Genomic DNA, 13,399 nt, shown 5'->3' with positions numbered 1-13,399 from the left:
CAGATTTCAATCTCACGACAAAGCCTCATTACATCACAATCATACCGGATCATGAAGAAATCGAAAGGGCATATGAAATTGAGCACACTGAAGGCCTCTCCTGTGGCTGTCCTGAATGTGGAGATCATCCGGGAATTGGAGAGGCCAGAGAAGAGACAACTGGAGAAATCAGAGAAGCGGTCTAAATACGGGAATAGTAAAACGGTGGTTGATGGTATTGAGTTCGACAGTGTAAAGGAGGCGGCCCGGTATAAAGATCTGAAGTTACTGCTCAAAGCCGGGGAAATCGCCTTTCTGAAGATGCAGCAACCGTATGAACTAAATCCGGGCGGCACCCACTCCCTGAAGTACCTATCGGATTTTGAGTACACAGTATCCGCCACCGGTGAAAAAGTGGTTGAAGATGTAAAGGGATTCCGAACCAGGGAGTATTTAAAGAAACGCCGGCTCATGAAGAAGGTGCACGGTATTATAATCACAGAAGTTTAATTGACAGCATGAAGATCGTATACATAGCGCACCCAATTGGTGGGGATGTCGAGAATAACTTGGCAGATTTACGACGCATAATCCGGAAAATAAATTTAGAGATGCTAGATATTTTGCCGTTCTGCCCTTATTACGCAGATGTTGTGAGCATGGACGATAATGTTCGGAAAGAGCGGGAAAGATGTCTGAGTAATGATGTTAAGGTTATCAAATCAGGCATGGTAGATGAAATGTGGCTCACTGGTAGGTGGGTTAGTGCAGGGATGGATATGGAAAAGGATCTGGCAATTTATTTAGGAATACCAGTGGTTGACCTTACAAACCGAATTTAATGGAACTGAACAAAATATATAACCAGAACGGCATGGGTGGCCATCAATCCGCAAAAATGAAATCGGATACCTGGCTAACACCTCCTGAAATTATAAAGGCTTTGGGGCATTTCGATTTAGATCCATGCACACCTGAATACATGCCGTGGGAAACAGCCGACAACCGATTTACCGAAAGGGATAATGGCCTTATCCAGCCGTGGAATGGCCGTGTGTGGCTGAATCCCCCATATGGCTTAGAGGCGGCCAACTGGCTCTATAAGCTATCCAGACACGGTAATGGTATCGCCTTAATATTCGCAAGAACCGAAACCGAGATGTTTTTCAAGTATGTTTGGAATAAAGCTGATTCTGTCTTGTTTATCAAAAGTCGGTTGTATTTCCATCTTCCTGATGGAACAAGGGCTGCAGCGAACGCTGGTGCGCCATCCTGTTTAATCGCCTACGGTAAGGATAATGCTTTATGTCTTCAGAGATGCGGTATAGCAGGCAAATACATTCAACTCAAATAAAATGGAATTAAATCGGGTATATAACCAGGATTGATATGAAACTGACAAAGCAACAGATAAAAGCTCACGAAAAGTGCGATGCACTTCTTCAGAAGGATAACCTTACATACGATGAAAAGTTATCCATATATGAAAACTGGTACCCTGCGTATGGTAACCAGATAGGGAAGATCGCATCTTTTTTCACACCTATATCACTTGCCAATGATTTTCAATTAACAGTTGGTGGAGATTCGGTAGTTGATTTATGCGCTGGTATTGGCATTCTATCCTTTCTGCATTATCACAGGATGGCAAGTTGGGAGGGCAAAGAATGCAAGGTAGTCTGCCTGGAAAGGAATGCCGATTTCGTTGCAGTTGGTCAGAAACTATTTCCTGAGGCTACCTGGATAACAGGAGATGTGCTTGACAGGGATATCATTATGTCTTTGGGAAAATTTGACCTAGCAATAAGTAATCCACCATTTGGCAACATTAAATCCAACACATCATGCCAGTGGCTCAAATATAAGGGTTCGGAGTTTGAATATAAGGTAATCGAGATAAGTGGATATCTGGCCTCTTCTGGCTCTTTCATTATTCCGCAGGGTAGTTGTCCATTTAAATACTCCGGCGGGCAGCGCTATTCGCGCATCAGTACTTCTAAGTATGATAAATTCTCTAAAGAAACAGGCATTGAGTTCGATGCTGCAGTAGGAATTGACTGTGACATCTACAAAGGAGATTGGAAAGGCGCCTCACCTACCGTTGAAATAGTTGATGTGTCGGAGTATCCAATACATGAGCAATACACCAAATCGGAACCCCCACGAACAATTCAAACTGAACTTTTTTAACCAGGCGCGAGCCACAAATGAATAGCAATGACCTGCATTATTGGAGTGGTATCAAAGGGGAAGGTATTTATTGGAGGAGACTCTGCGGGGGTTGATGGTAATGACATGATGATTCGAAAAGATGAAAAGGTCTTCAAAATAGGCGAGTTTATTTTTGGCTGCACGTCTTCGTTCCGAATGATTCAGCTTATCAGGTATTCTTTCACCCCGCCTAAGATAACGCCCAAAAGGAACATATATGAATATTTATGCACAGATTTTATAAATGCCTTGCGGGAATGTTTAATAAATGGCGGATTTGCGCAGAAAGATATGGAATCGGAGGCGGGCGGTGTGTCCCTGATGGGGTATAAGGGCCGTCTGTTTTATATCGGAGATGATTACCAAATAGGAGAACCAAAGGACCTAATGGCAGCTATTGGCAGCGGGGCGGCTTATTCGCTCGGCGCAATGATCGCAATGAAGGGCCGTACGGGCACCCCGCCAGAAAAAATGATAGACATCTCGTTGCGGGTAGCTGCACATCTTTCAACAGGCGTAAGGCCGCCATTCACAATTTTACATTCGGATTGAATGAATAGAATTTCCAACAATTTAAACCTGCCCCGGAACGGGCAAACATGAATTATGTACACGGAAAATCAAATTAATATGTGGAAACTGAAGGCTGAAAAATGGGACGCTCTTGATGATAAAATAGCGTCCTGTTATGGCAAAGATAACGAAGAAGGAGAATGGGAAGAGAGTGATGATGACAATATTGATTTATGCACAATCGGCGAAATAGCAGCATCTGCATTTGGTTGGCTTTAACCCGAAACAAACCGGGAGCGCCCATAAGAAATAAAAACAAACCTAACCATGACCCAAAAGATATGCACACACCCTGACGGGTGTCAAAACGAAGAGAAACGGCATTGCCTGCTGAGTGGCTGTAAGTTTCAGGGCGGTAAGTTGGTTACCCTGACACCGAAAGAACAAGCCGCGGAGAAGTACCTGAAGGAAAGGTATGGAACTGACTATATCCCGGAACACTGGATTAAGACAGTGGTGGAATATGCGGCTCAGAAAATGGTAGAATCAGAAGAAAATGCGACATGGGCGCATGATAAATTACAGGATACGCAGGAGGAATTGGTATTCTATAAAGACCAATTGAGCAAGAAGGACGCGCTGTTAAAAGAAGCAACCCGCATCCTTACTGATTATCTCACCGGCAAAAGCAGTATGCGGCTATTTAAAGCGGATGCCCGTATTCATTTAAGAAAATTTAAAACCACTGGCAGGGAGGCCGGGAAAGATGAATAAGAAAATGATTACAGAAAGGGCCGCACACCTCGTAAGCCAGTTTGAAATTATGTTTCCTGGCAAAGGTAAAGAGAAAGCCATCCATTACCTGGTGAAAAACTTCGGTGAGAAGCCAAAAACCGAGTACTGGGCGGAAATTCTTAACCAAATAAACGCTAACCGATAAGCGATACCGGGGAATAATATGAAAATAGAACTTTCAAAACATGCTATATCCCTACTGAAAGACGGGAAGTTTAAAAAGGCGATTGTTCAATTTATTATAGATAATGATCTTTGGCATCACCGCGGCTATTTCAAACCCGGAGACAAGGTGCGTTACAACTGGAAAGCCAGGGTCTACCTATCCCTAACAAATGAAGATAACAGCACCTTTACTGTTGATGAAATATTATATAGAGACAAAAGCGGCGTTAGTTTTCAGGAGGGGTCTGGATGTGATCCATTTTGGTTACGTCAGGCAAAAAAACATGAATTATAAAACAATAACCGCACCGGCTACGGACACCGGCAACACATGAAAACATTCTGGTTTATAGTACATAATGCAGTAGCTCACCCGCTACTATGCTTATCAAACAGGCAGGATTCAATTCCTGGAAGGTTCCATGATTGGACGGCTGATAAAATGGGAATGCCTCATTAACAAATTAATCACTGAGCATGAGCCAGGCAATAGTAACCACATTATTAACAATTATTCTTTTAACCTACGCAAGGGCCATGTGGGCCTGCGTTAAAAAATGAAGCATGAAAGCATCTGAGGCAAGAAAGCTCACACAAGATTCATATGCCAAATTTTCTGATAAAGACGAAGTAGAGTATAAAAGGATTTGTGGACATATTTCTAATGTAGCAAAGAGGGGAGAGTCAAAATTATATCTTGATTCTATAAGTCAGGCTGTGATTAACCGGCTACAGGCTGATGGATTCAGTGTTGAAAATGGTTCAGATAGGAACTTAACATACGCACTCATAAAATGGTAGTTATGACAGCAGCAGAGATCAAGCAGGCGGCAATTAAATTTGCCAATGACTATAGCACATCCCTGTTACAAAGGGCGGCATACGAGGGATTTACAGCTGGATCCGGGGCAAGCAAACGGGCGATCAATATGGCAACTACAAAACCAGTGGATAGGGAGATTGTTTTGGCTTTCGGGCGAAGAGAAGGAGAAACTATTGACCGATGGCACACGGCTAAGTTTTATGCTGAAGATGAATATAACAAGGAGTGCTGGTCTGGATTTAACTACGTTACACATTGGACCCCAATGTTACCATCACCACTAAACCAACAGCCATGAACAAGCGAAAAACATTCACCCTCTATGTGCTTTATGATCCAAATGGCACTCAAATATGGCGGACGAATAGAAGTAAAAAGGCTCTCATAAAAGACATATCAGATGCTGGCACCTGGTCACAGTGGTACAAAAACGGTTGGCGGATCAAGAAAGCAAAATGCACAATTATTGAATAACAGACCGCAAGGTCATAGAACAATAACCTATGTTGCGCCCATTGCACATTTTACCAGATATAGTTCATAAAACAGCACATCTACACAGATTTGCAGGAAAGTATGATGTGTTGCCATGTCACTACGATTATGAAAGGTTATTGTTCCTGCAGAACGAACATGTTTGTAGAATGTTCTTCCAGTTTATTGATCCAAAACATGAGAGTGAGAAACCATTTTGGAGAAACAATACCTGGCATTACTGCCTGGCCGATAGTGAACTGGGTGATTATTATTGGTTCAACCTGAACCAACTCATTATTTGTACAGATTAATAACCGGCGAGAGCCACAGAACAAAGGAGGTGGTTGACTATGTTTAAGTGTACTTGTAAAAACGTGGGATTAGGGGCATATACAAATCAAATGTGGGTTCACGCGCCCGCTCATATGCCGAAAGAAAACGGCTACTGCCTTGACCAGTGCATTGCAGAAGAGGTAATGCTTCTCTGGCAGCTGGGGATTACGACGACCGGCTGCTGCTGCGGACATGGAAGTGCCCCACCCTTTATTGGAGTTGCGGATGAAGATATACCGCGCATGAAGGCGATGGGGTATCAGGTAAGATTTAATCCGTCGCGGCCAGGTGATGAAGATGGATTTACCCCTATGGGCACTGAATACGCCGCCGAACAATTGAAAGAACACCTTAAAATGAATTAAATGGAAAAGATGCGATATGAGGATCGTGTGAAGGCGATCGCTAAAGAAATGTCCATGGATATGTTTTTTAAAAATGAATATGGCAAATGGCCATATGTCAATACGCACTATGCCTCCCTTGGCACGAGAGATAAGACAAACAGGGAAGAAAAATTATTACCGGGATCCCGCATAGCGGTTGCGAAAATGGCAGAAGCGGCAACGGAGTTCTTAGGGTCGCTTTCGGAACACGGCATTAAAATGCGGCTTTTTGAATACGGTTTAATCCCCGATAAACCCGAATAGCCATGGGGTATATACTTGAAGGAATAACTCTTATAGTACTAGCCCGTGGGGCCTGGTTGATTTATTTTAACTTAAAAAGGAGAAAATGAAACTTGAAAATCAAGTGTGCAGCCTGGAACAGGCGAAAATATTAAAAGAATTGGGTGTTTCACAGACTTCACTACTTTATTATGTTGGAAACTGTGAGAAAGAGGCTTCGCAAAATATTCAAAACAGTTTTGGATATGACTGGAGCGATCACCCTTGTTATGAAGGAATGCCAATAAAATATGCCGCATTTACTGTTGCGGAGTTAGGGGCAATGCTTCCCGCCACACATTTCTCCCCATATATGATAGGGGTTTCTCCGAGAGTAAATTCAGTATGCGTAACTGGAAATGGCCCCAGCGAATACTGGCATACTGAAATCAATGGAAATGTGTTCGGGGCTTTCTCGACTGAAGCGACCGGTAAGTCCCAATTGCTTATCCATTGTATTGAAAATAAATTCATTGGGTGTTCAATAGAAGAAATAAATAAAAGACTGCAAAACTCTTAAAACCGGGCCGGCGGTTTCCGGCACGTGAAACAGATATGAAGAATTATATTTTACTCGCGGCTATGTGCCTGCTGATGACATCATGCTCAGAAAACTACTCTAATGGTGAGCGTATCGGCCTTATTACACAGTTTTCACAAACAGGCGTTTTATGGAAATCCTGGGAAGGACATTTAAATCTTACCCAAACAGGCATGAACAGTAGTAGCGCAGCGCCCTTCGACTTTTCAATTGATAATGATCACGAAGACCCCCTTCTTTTGAGGATGATTGACAGTGCAGCCACCTTAGGATGGAAAGTCAAACTAACGTATCATGAAACTAAGGGAAAGAATTTCTTCAACAATCGTGGCGAGACAAACCACTTTATCGTTAGTTGTGATGTCCTGGATAAGAACCCGGTAGGAAATCTATTCGGAAAGCATCAAGAAGAGGGAACCCCCAGCATTAAGGGTATTGTAAGAGATACAATATATTTGGTCATTTACAAATAGGCATTTGGCCGCCTGAAGAATATTATCCCTTCAGGCGGTATTCTATCCACTCCAAGAGTGTTCAAAATAAAAAACTATAAATCTGTGAAGAGAACATGTGCAGTAAAACAAGTCATAAAAGCAAAGCGGCCGCGGATCGCGCATTGGATTCCGCCCAGCCCAATTGGAAAGGAGTAAGACCGATAAGGTCTTATCTCTGTCACATCTGCAAAATGTGGCACCTTACAAGCATGCCGGCCGGGCAATACAACCGCATGCGTAAAAACGGAATGATTCGATAATAATTAACCACCCGTGAGGGAGAAAACGTGAAGAGATGAAAAGTGAAGGTATAGAAATATTAGAGATAGAGATATTGGCACTTCGGAAAATTGCCGACAAGGCCCTTGCAATAATCCGGGAGGGGAAAAAGCCCTCCCGGGCAAAGGCCCCATCAAAAAAGGCGGATGGGGAAGCTGATCTAAGAGCCAGAATACTAACTGGGCACCTGAAGCCTGCCCGGTTAAAGAAGAAAAAAGCCTCCTGATTACAAATCAGGGGCTTTTTCAATTATCTGATTCCTTAATCTCTCCCCCTCACCGGTGAGGTAGATATTCCTGGCCATGCTGGTATTATTGTGCCCATACCCTGCACTCACAGCCGCTAGGTCTATTCCTGCGTCTCTTTTGGCGTCTCCTCCTTTCCCTTTAAAGGAATACAGGCTAACATTTATCCCAAGTCCTTCAATGACATGCTCCAGCCATAACATGCTGATCCAGCACCTGGATAACCGGTGATATCCAGGCTTTAATTTATAGGAGAATAGATATCGGTCTGGATCTCCACCTGCAGCGCGTTCTTTAATCCAGTCCAACAGATACCCGGGAACTGGCACCTGGCGGTAAGCAGTAGTCTTACTTATTAGCTCACCCCTATTGTTGTATAGGGCGTCCGATATGTTAATTGTCGAATTAAGATAATCCACCATGCTGAACTTAGTGTCCAATATTTCATCTGGACGCATACCCAATACATATTCAAACCGGAGAAAGTTGTAGAGTTCAGCGTGTTTTTGTGGTAGTTCCCGCTTAATAATATCTACCTCCTGGGCCGAAGCGTGCTTGTGGATACCAAAATCAATCTCATCTTTTTTAGCTATTTTATGGCAGGGATTAAATTCAATAATCCCCCTGTTTTCAAATTCAAAGAAAAGTGCTGAGGCTCGGTCTAAAAAGGCGTTATACTGATTGGGGGTGAATTTCTTTCCTATGTATCGTTTGTTTGTCGAAATGTCATATTCTGCCTGACGAATAGTCTTCATTTCATCCAATATCTCACAAACATGAAACCGAGTTATTCCCTGGATTGAGATATTATCAAAGCCCAATGAAGAGGCCGCTAATTTGATATACTTTAAGCCGCTCCTTAGGCCGTTGAGGGTGCCCTTCTTATTGTCCTTTTTGTTATATGCCCATTGCATAGCCTCATTGAATGGAAGATTTCTGGGGTCTTCTCGACTAACGATCTCGTTAAGGTTTGGGACTTGCTGGCTCTGGATAAAACTCTTGACATCACAGTCAAATGGGTTCCAGCCTTCTTTCAGGCATCGTTCCACAACTTTCCGGACGCTTTCACCTTCAATAATTCGACCGCGGACCGTTGCCTGGTAATTAACCCCTAAGCGTACCTGGTGGCACCTTTTGGTTTTGTTCCGTTTTGCACAATAAAATTTAAATCCAACAAACCATTGTTCAGACATACTTTTGCCGTACACTTTCAAATCACTATAAGAGTTTCCCTGCATAATCAGTTAAGTTTTTATGTTTGACTTTATGTTTGACTTTAGCCAAAACAACCTAATCTGACACTTCGGAAATTGCCGGAAACGCTTTGTAGATGCAAAGATACAACATTTGAGCCTTGAAAACTCAATAGTCATATAGAGATAATCAATAAGTAGGATGTCAAAAATGCAGTAATTTGCACTCGGATCAAGATTTGATCGTAATATAACAAATCATAAAAATCAAAACAATCGTTAAAATAAAAACATTTTAAAATCAAAGAATATGGCTTTAGAAATCACTGATGCGAACTTTGAAACGGAAGTTCTGAATTCCGATAAATTAACTGTTATTGACTTCTGGGCAGAATGGTGTGGCCCTTGTCGCGCTATCGGTCCGGTAATCGAAGAATTGTCTAAAGATTACGCTGGTAAAGTAAATATTGGAAAGGTTAACGTGGATCAGAACCCACAGTTATCTGTAAACTACGGTATCACCAGCATCCCTGCTATCCTTTTCGTAAAAGGCGGCCAGGTGGTAGACAAACAGGTAGGCGCTGTGCCTAAATCCGTACTGGATAAAAAAATACAGGCCAATATGTAATTTTATAAAAACTGACTTTTGAAAGCGCTCCGGTTTGTTCCGGAGCGCTTTTTTTTTGCGAGTGGATCGCCTTCGGCGATGTTAAATTGTCTTTCTGCCTGATTACGCTGATTATACTGATTACGCTGATTTGATTATGTTGGATTTTACTTTTGGGATTTTTTAAAGGATTTTGGGAGATGTAAGCGGAGGTTGTCTTTTTGCCTGATTATGTTTATCTTTATATTGTACCTAAAGTATTGATATCCAGTTTCTTTCTTTGTTGAAACTTGTCTAAAGAGTATCTCAAAACCTACTCTATCACATTGATACACAATACATTACCGATCAAGTCCACGTCATCTCCACATCAAAAGCAGATCAAAAGCATGTATAAGGCATATACAAAGTAAGTGCAAAGCGGATGTAAAGCATAGGCTATCCCATCTTCACACCATCTTTTTTAAATACCCATTCCCAAAGAAAAAAGTAAAATCAGCGGACAACCTCCGCTTACATCTCCCAAAATCCTTTATAAAATCCCAAAAGTAAATCCAGTTAATCAGTATAATCAGCGTAATCAGGCAGAAAGACAACCTCCGCTTACATCTCCCCAAATCCTTATAAAATCCAACATAATCAAATCAGCGTAATCAGTATAATCAGCGTAATCAGGCAGAAAGACAATTTAACATCGCCGAAGGCGATCCGCAAAACATTTTTCGCGTATCTTCAAAGCCAAAATCTACTTTTTTGCGTCACTACTTCCTCGCCCTGGGTGCCTTTTTTTATTGCGTCACCGCCAACGCTCAACGTAAATGCGGCACTGCCGAAGCACTGCAACAGCGGGTAAAAGAAATCCCTTCCCTTCAAAAGATTATACAGAATAACGAAAATAAAATGATGGTGGGCCAGCAACGGCAACAGCTGCGTGCGATGGTGGAAGCCATTCCGCAGGCGGTATCCGTTCCCGTAGTGATCCATATCGTGCTGGATAACCCCGCGCTGGTTACAGATGCGCAGATCGCCTCCCAGATAGATGCCCTGAACCGGGATTATAATGCCGCCAATCCTGATGTAAGCCAGGTGCCCGCAGTATGGCAGGCACTCATCGGCAACAGCCGCATTAATTTTTGTCTCGCTCAAAGAACGCCCGACGATGAACCCACCAACGGCGTTGTAAGAGTGCAAACAGCTCCCGGTCAAAGCTTTTCTATCAGCAACGCGGCGGCAGATGCCAAGTACAACAGCACCGGCGGCTCCGATGCCTGGGATCACAGCAAATATCTTAATATCTGGGTTACCCGCCTTTCCGGTAATTACCTCGGCGTGGCCGCCCCTCCGGGCACCGGCTACCCTGTTGAACAGGAAGGCGTAGTAGTGCAATACACCGCTTTTGGCACCACCGGCAGCGTAGGTAGTACCTACAATCTTGGCAGAACCGCCACCCATGAAATAGGGCACTATTTCGGTTTAAAGCATGTTTGGGGAGATGATAACGGAGGATGTACCATTGATGACGGTATCACTGACACACCGCTCCAGGGGGATAATACCTACGGATGCCCGTCTTTTCCGCGGCTCGACAACTGCACCGCCACCTCACCCGGGGTGATGTTCATGAACTACATGGACTATACCGATGATGCCTGCATGCATCTCTTTACCGCCGGCCAGGTAGATCGCATGCGCTTTGTACTGGAAAATATCACCGCCAGCCTGATGACCTCCAACGGATGCGTACCACCTTCCATGGTGAACAACGATGCCTCCCTGGTGAGTGTCAATGCACCTGTTGGCAAAATATGCAACAACAATATTACACCTGTAGTAACCCTGCGTAACCGCGGTGCCAACACCCTCACGGCTGTGAGAATCTGGTACCAGGTAAACAGCGGCGCCCTTACTTCTTACCAGTGGACGGGCAGCCTGGCCAGTTTGCAGCAAACCAGCGTTACACTTCCTTCTTCCAATGTAGCTATTGGCAGCTATAACCTGAAAGCATATACGCAATCGCCCAACGGCCAGCCGGATGGAAACGTTACCAACGATACAGCGGATATCCGCTTCCGGTACGACGCGGAAGCAGCCCTCCCCTTTGAACAGGGCTTTGAAAACGACAGCTTCCCGCCACCAGGCTGGGATCTCTATAATCCCGACCACAGCTTTACCTGGGAACGTATTCGCAATGTGGGCAAAAACAGCAGCGCTTCCACCCTCATGCGCAACCTGGGATATAATACCAACGACCAGACAGATGACCTCATCACACCGGTTATTGATCCGCAGGGCGCAGATTCCGTATTCCTCTTTTTCGACGTAGCCGCAGCCGTATTTACCGACCCTGCTACCACCTCCAACGCATGGGATACCCTGCAGGTACTCATCACCAACGATTGCCGCCAAACCGGCCAGATCCTTTATTCCAAATGGGGACCCAATCTCATTACCCGCCCAACACCGGTTCAAACAGAATTCATTCCAACCGCCACCGAATGGCGCCGGGATTCTGTAGACCTGACCGCTGCAAGCCATAAAGGAAAGTTCCAGGTAGCCTTCAGAAACATTTCAAACTCAGAGAATAACATCTATATTGATAATATTAATATTGTTACCAAATCAGTGAATCCAATCCTCCGGGAAAAAGGGGTATTGGTGAATCCTAATCCTACAGATGGCATCGTTTGGGTAACATTCCTGGAAATACCGGAAGACCTGGTGCAGGTATCTATTTACAATATACAGGGACAGTTCATTATGAGCCGTCCGGCAGCAGATATCGGCGCCGGCAACCGGATGACCTTTAATTTGGTAAATGAGCCAAATGGTGTTTATTTTGTAAAATTAATTTACAGGAACAGGGCCAACACCATCAAATTAATGAAAGTAAGATGACGATGAGACAAGATTATCCGGCTGTTCAAACGCTCCTTCAGCAACCTAACCTGGACGCAGCATTGAAGGGCATTGCAGAAAAGATCCTCCAACAGGAAAGAATTACACCCGCAGAAGGGCTGATCTTATTTGAAAAAGGCGATATCGGCTTTTTAGGTGCGTTAGCCAACCTGGTACGGGAGCGGATGCACGGTGACAAGACTTACTTCAACCGTAACTTCCATATCGAACCTACCAACGTTTGCGTATTCACCTGCCACTTTTGCTCCTATTCCCGCTTGTATAAAAACAGGGAAGACGGATGGGAACTGAGTATCGACCAGATGATGGACATCGTTAAAAAATACGATAACCAACCCGTTACAGAAGTACATATTGTTGGTGGCGTACATCCTAAAATGCAGCTCAACTTCTTCGTGGAGCTGATCCAAAAGATCAGGGCACACCGGCCGGATCTGCATATCAAAGGATTTACCGCCGTGGAACTGGATTATATGTTCCGCAAAGCCAAAGTGAGCATAGAAGAAGGGATGCGTATCCTCAACGAAGCCGGCCTGCAATCCATGCCTGGCGGCGGCGCTGAAATATTCGCACCGGAAGTACGTGCTAAAATATGCCACGATAAAGTAGATGCCGACGGATGGCTCGCCATTCACAAAGCAGCCCACAACCGCGGCATGCACACCAACGCCACCATGCTGTACGGCCATATCGAATCTTTTGCCGACCGCATCGACCACATGGAACGCTTGCGTACCCTGCAGGACGAAACCGGTGGCTTTAACACCTTCATCCCGCTGAAGTTCCGTAATAAAGGCAACGATATGTCGCATATCCCGGAATCTTCTATCGTGGAAGACCTGAGACTGTACGCTATCGCACGTTTGTACATGGATAACTTCCCCCACCTGAAAGCCTATTGGCCTATGCTGGGAAGAAACACGGCACAGCTGACCCTGTCTTTCGGCGTAAATGACCTGGACGGCACCATAGACGATACCACGAAAATCTACTCTATGGCCGGTTCGGAAGAACAAAACCCTTCCATGAACACCGCCCAGCTCACCATGCTCATCAAACAGGCCGGCAGAAGACCCGTGGAACGGGATACCGTGTACAACGAAATAAGAGATTACACTGATGTGGTTTTTTCAGAGGAAGAACTGCTGACCAAATAGTAT

21 protein-coding genes are annotated in these 13,399 nt (G+C 44.3%); 20 read left to right on the top strand and 1 reads right to left on the bottom strand.

The features are described from left to right. The first annotated feature begins 51 nt into the window (after window positions 1-51). The 17 genes from AB6805_RS30450 (at window position 52) to AB6805_RS30370 (ending at window position 7,504) form a co-directional block, all read left to right on the top strand. A complete protein-coding gene (locus AB6805_RS30450) occupies window positions 52-489 on the top strand; it encodes a DUF1064 domain-containing protein (RefSeq protein ID WP_370913213.1) in 438 nt (145 codons plus the stop codon). 8 nt (window positions 490-497) lie between these two features. Next, window positions 498-821: a hypothetical protein gene (locus tag AB6805_RS30445; protein WP_370913212.1), complete on the top strand. Its 324-nt coding sequence runs from the start codon at window positions 498-500 to the stop codon at window positions 819-821. Further along, a complete protein-coding gene (locus AB6805_RS30440) occupies window positions 821-1,333 on the top strand; it encodes a DNA N-6-adenine-methyltransferase (protein ID WP_370913211.1) in 513 nt (170 codons plus the stop codon). The genes AB6805_RS30445 and AB6805_RS30440 overlap by 1 nt, the downstream gene beginning before the upstream one ends. A gap of 35 nt (window positions 1,334-1,368) precedes the next feature. Then, entirely contained in the window at window positions 1,369-2,169 is an 801-nt protein-coding gene (locus AB6805_RS30435; protein ID WP_370913210.1) for a methyltransferase, read from the top strand. 27 nt (window positions 2,170-2,196) lie between these two features. Beyond that, on the top strand, window positions 2,197-2,742 hold the full coding sequence (locus AB6805_RS30430) for a hypothetical protein (RefSeq protein WP_370913209.1): 546 nt from the start codon (window positions 2,197-2,199) through the stop codon (window positions 2,740-2,742). 78 nt (window positions 2,743-2,820) lie between these two features. Then, entirely contained in the window at window positions 2,821-2,982 is a 162-nt protein-coding gene (locus tag AB6805_RS30425) for a hypothetical protein (RefSeq protein WP_370913208.1), read from the top strand. 48 nt (window positions 2,983-3,030) lie between these two features. After that, window positions 3,031-3,477 carry a hypothetical protein gene (locus AB6805_RS30420; protein ID WP_370913207.1) on the top strand — a complete coding sequence of 149 codons (447 nt, stop codon included), beginning with the start codon at window positions 3,031-3,033 and terminating at the stop codon, window positions 3,475-3,477. A 4-nt stretch (window positions 3,478-3,481) separates the two neighbouring features. Then, a complete protein-coding gene (locus AB6805_RS30415; RefSeq protein ID WP_370913206.1) occupies window positions 3,482-3,643 on the top strand; it encodes a hypothetical protein in 162 nt (53 codons plus the stop codon). Window positions 3,644-3,661: 18 nt separating this feature from the next. Beyond that, window positions 3,662-3,958: a hypothetical protein gene (locus tag AB6805_RS30410; RefSeq protein ID WP_370913205.1), complete on the top strand. Its 297-nt coding sequence runs from the start codon at window positions 3,662-3,664 to the stop codon at window positions 3,956-3,958. Window positions 3,959-4,227: 269 nt separating this feature from the next. Continuing rightward, window positions 4,228-4,464, top strand: coding sequence for a hypothetical protein (locus tag AB6805_RS30405; protein ID WP_370913204.1), 237 nt, complete (start codon window positions 4,228-4,230; stop codon window positions 4,462-4,464). 2 nt (window positions 4,465-4,466) lie between these two features. Continuing rightward, window positions 4,467-4,784, top strand: a complete 318-nt coding sequence (locus AB6805_RS30400) for a hypothetical protein (protein WP_370913203.1) — start codon at window positions 4,467-4,469, stop codon at window positions 4,782-4,784. Continuing rightward, window positions 4,781-4,960, top strand: a complete 180-nt coding sequence (locus tag AB6805_RS30395; RefSeq protein WP_370913202.1) for a hypothetical protein — start codon at window positions 4,781-4,783, stop codon at window positions 4,958-4,960. Before AB6805_RS30400 ends, AB6805_RS30395 begins: the two co-directional genes overlap by 4 nt. Window positions 4,961-5,388: 428 nt before the next feature. Beyond that, complete coding sequence (locus tag AB6805_RS30390) at window positions 5,389-5,661, top strand: hypothetical protein (RefSeq protein ID WP_370913201.1); 273 nt, start codon at window positions 5,389-5,391, stop codon at window positions 5,659-5,661. After that, window positions 5,662-5,946, top strand: coding sequence for a hypothetical protein (locus AB6805_RS30385; protein ID WP_370913200.1), 285 nt, complete (start codon window positions 5,662-5,664; stop codon window positions 5,944-5,946). A gap of 85 nt (window positions 5,947-6,031) precedes the next feature. Then, window positions 6,032-6,484, top strand: coding sequence for a hypothetical protein (locus tag AB6805_RS30380; protein WP_370913199.1), 453 nt, complete (start codon window positions 6,032-6,034; stop codon window positions 6,482-6,484). A 35-nt stretch (window positions 6,485-6,519) separates the two neighbouring features. Further along, window positions 6,520-6,978, top strand: a complete 459-nt coding sequence (locus tag AB6805_RS30375; RefSeq protein ID WP_370913198.1) for a hypothetical protein — start codon at window positions 6,520-6,522, stop codon at window positions 6,976-6,978. A gap of 316 nt (window positions 6,979-7,294) precedes the next feature. Beyond that, window positions 7,295-7,504: a hypothetical protein gene (locus AB6805_RS30370; RefSeq protein ID WP_370913197.1), complete on the top strand. Its 210-nt coding sequence runs from the start codon at window positions 7,295-7,297 to the stop codon at window positions 7,502-7,504. Here AB6805_RS30370 and AB6805_RS30365 read toward each other — a convergent pair whose 3' ends face one another. Beyond that, entirely contained in the window at window positions 7,505-8,761 is a 1,257-nt protein-coding gene (locus AB6805_RS30365) for a tyrosine-type recombinase/integrase (RefSeq protein ID WP_370913196.1), read from the bottom strand. Window positions 8,762-9,026: 265 nt separating this feature from the next. Here AB6805_RS30365 and trxA point away from each other — a divergent pair, with 265 nt between their 5' ends. The 3 genes from trxA to mqnE all read left to right on the top strand — a co-directional run bounded on the left by trxA (window position 9,027) and on the right by mqnE (window position 13,396). Continuing rightward, window positions 9,027-9,344: a thioredoxin gene (gene trxA, locus AB6805_RS30360; protein ID WP_079472839.1), complete on the top strand. Its 318-nt coding sequence runs from the start codon at window positions 9,027-9,029 to the stop codon at window positions 9,342-9,344. A gap of 732 nt (window positions 9,345-10,076) precedes the next feature. Further along, a complete protein-coding gene (locus AB6805_RS30355) occupies window positions 10,077-12,218 on the top strand; it encodes a M43 family zinc metalloprotease (protein ID WP_370913195.1) in 2,142 nt (713 codons plus the stop codon). Further along, window positions 12,215-13,396: an aminofutalosine synthase MqnE gene (mqnE, locus tag AB6805_RS30350; RefSeq protein WP_370913194.1), complete on the top strand. Its 1,182-nt coding sequence runs from the start codon at window positions 12,215-12,217 to the stop codon at window positions 13,394-13,396. Before AB6805_RS30355 ends, mqnE begins: the two co-directional genes overlap by 4 nt. The last annotated feature ends 3 nt before the right edge of the window (window positions 13,397-13,399 follow it).

The sequence above is a fragment of the Chitinophaga sp. RCC_12 genome (assembly GCF_041360695.1).
Taxonomy (GTDB): Bacteria; Bacteroidota; Bacteroidia; order Chitinophagales; family Chitinophagaceae; genus Chitinophaga.
This window is presented reverse-complemented; position numbering and strand designations above follow the sequence as displayed.

Bases quoted from the DNA above. Each gene is read 5' to 3' on its own strand.
- AB6805_RS30450 (WP_370913213.1), top strand. From the start codon at position 52: ATGAAGAAATCGAAAGGGCATATGAAATTGAGCACACTGAAGGCCTCT.
- AB6805_RS30445 (WP_370913212.1), top strand. From the start codon at position 498: ATGAAGATCGTATACATAGCGCACCCAATTGGTGGGGATGTCGAGAAT.
- AB6805_RS30440 (WP_370913211.1), top strand. From the start codon at position 821: ATGGAACTGAACAAAATATATAACCAGAACGGCATGGGTGGCCATCAA.
- AB6805_RS30435 (WP_370913210.1), top strand. From the start codon at position 1,369: ATGAAACTGACAAAGCAACAGATAAAAGCTCACGAAAAGTGCGATGCA.
- AB6805_RS30430 (WP_370913209.1), top strand. From the start codon at position 2,197: ATGACCTGCATTATTGGAGTGGTATCAAAGGGGAAGGTATTTATTGGA.
- AB6805_RS30425 (WP_370913208.1), top strand. From the start codon at position 2,821: ATGTGGAAACTGAAGGCTGAAAAATGGGACGCTCTTGATGATAAAATA.
- AB6805_RS30420 (WP_370913207.1), top strand. From the start codon at position 3,031: ATGACCCAAAAGATATGCACACACCCTGACGGGTGTCAAAACGAAGAG.
- AB6805_RS30415 (WP_370913206.1), top strand. From the start codon at position 3,482: ATGATTACAGAAAGGGCCGCACACCTCGTAAGCCAGTTTGAAATTATG.
- AB6805_RS30410 (WP_370913205.1), top strand. From the start codon at position 3,662: ATGAAAATAGAACTTTCAAAACATGCTATATCCCTACTGAAAGACGGG.
- AB6805_RS30405 (WP_370913204.1), top strand. From the start codon at position 4,228: ATGAAAGCATCTGAGGCAAGAAAGCTCACACAAGATTCATATGCCAAA.
- AB6805_RS30400 (WP_370913203.1), top strand. From the start codon at position 4,467: ATGACAGCAGCAGAGATCAAGCAGGCGGCAATTAAATTTGCCAATGAC.
- AB6805_RS30395 (WP_370913202.1), top strand. From the start codon at position 4,781: ATGAACAAGCGAAAAACATTCACCCTCTATGTGCTTTATGATCCAAAT.
- AB6805_RS30390 (WP_370913201.1), top strand. From the start codon at position 5,389: ATGCCGAAAGAAAACGGCTACTGCCTTGACCAGTGCATTGCAGAAGAG.
- AB6805_RS30385 (WP_370913200.1), top strand. From the start codon at position 5,662: ATGGAAAAGATGCGATATGAGGATCGTGTGAAGGCGATCGCTAAAGAA.
- AB6805_RS30380 (WP_370913199.1), top strand. From the start codon at position 6,032: ATGAAACTTGAAAATCAAGTGTGCAGCCTGGAACAGGCGAAAATATTA.
- AB6805_RS30375 (WP_370913198.1), top strand. From the start codon at position 6,520: ATGAAGAATTATATTTTACTCGCGGCTATGTGCCTGCTGATGACATCA.
- AB6805_RS30370 (WP_370913197.1), top strand. From the start codon at position 7,295: ATGAAAAGTGAAGGTATAGAAATATTAGAGATAGAGATATTGGCACTT.
- AB6805_RS30365 (WP_370913196.1), bottom strand. From the start codon at position 8,761: ATGCAGGGAAACTCTTATAGTGATTTGAAAGTGTACGGCAAAAGTATG.
- trxA (WP_079472839.1), top strand. From the start codon at position 9,027: ATGGCTTTAGAAATCACTGATGCGAACTTTGAAACGGAAGTTCTGAAT.
- mqnE (WP_370913194.1), top strand. From the start codon at position 12,215: ATGACGATGAGACAAGATTATCCGGCTGTTCAAACGCTCCTTCAGCAA.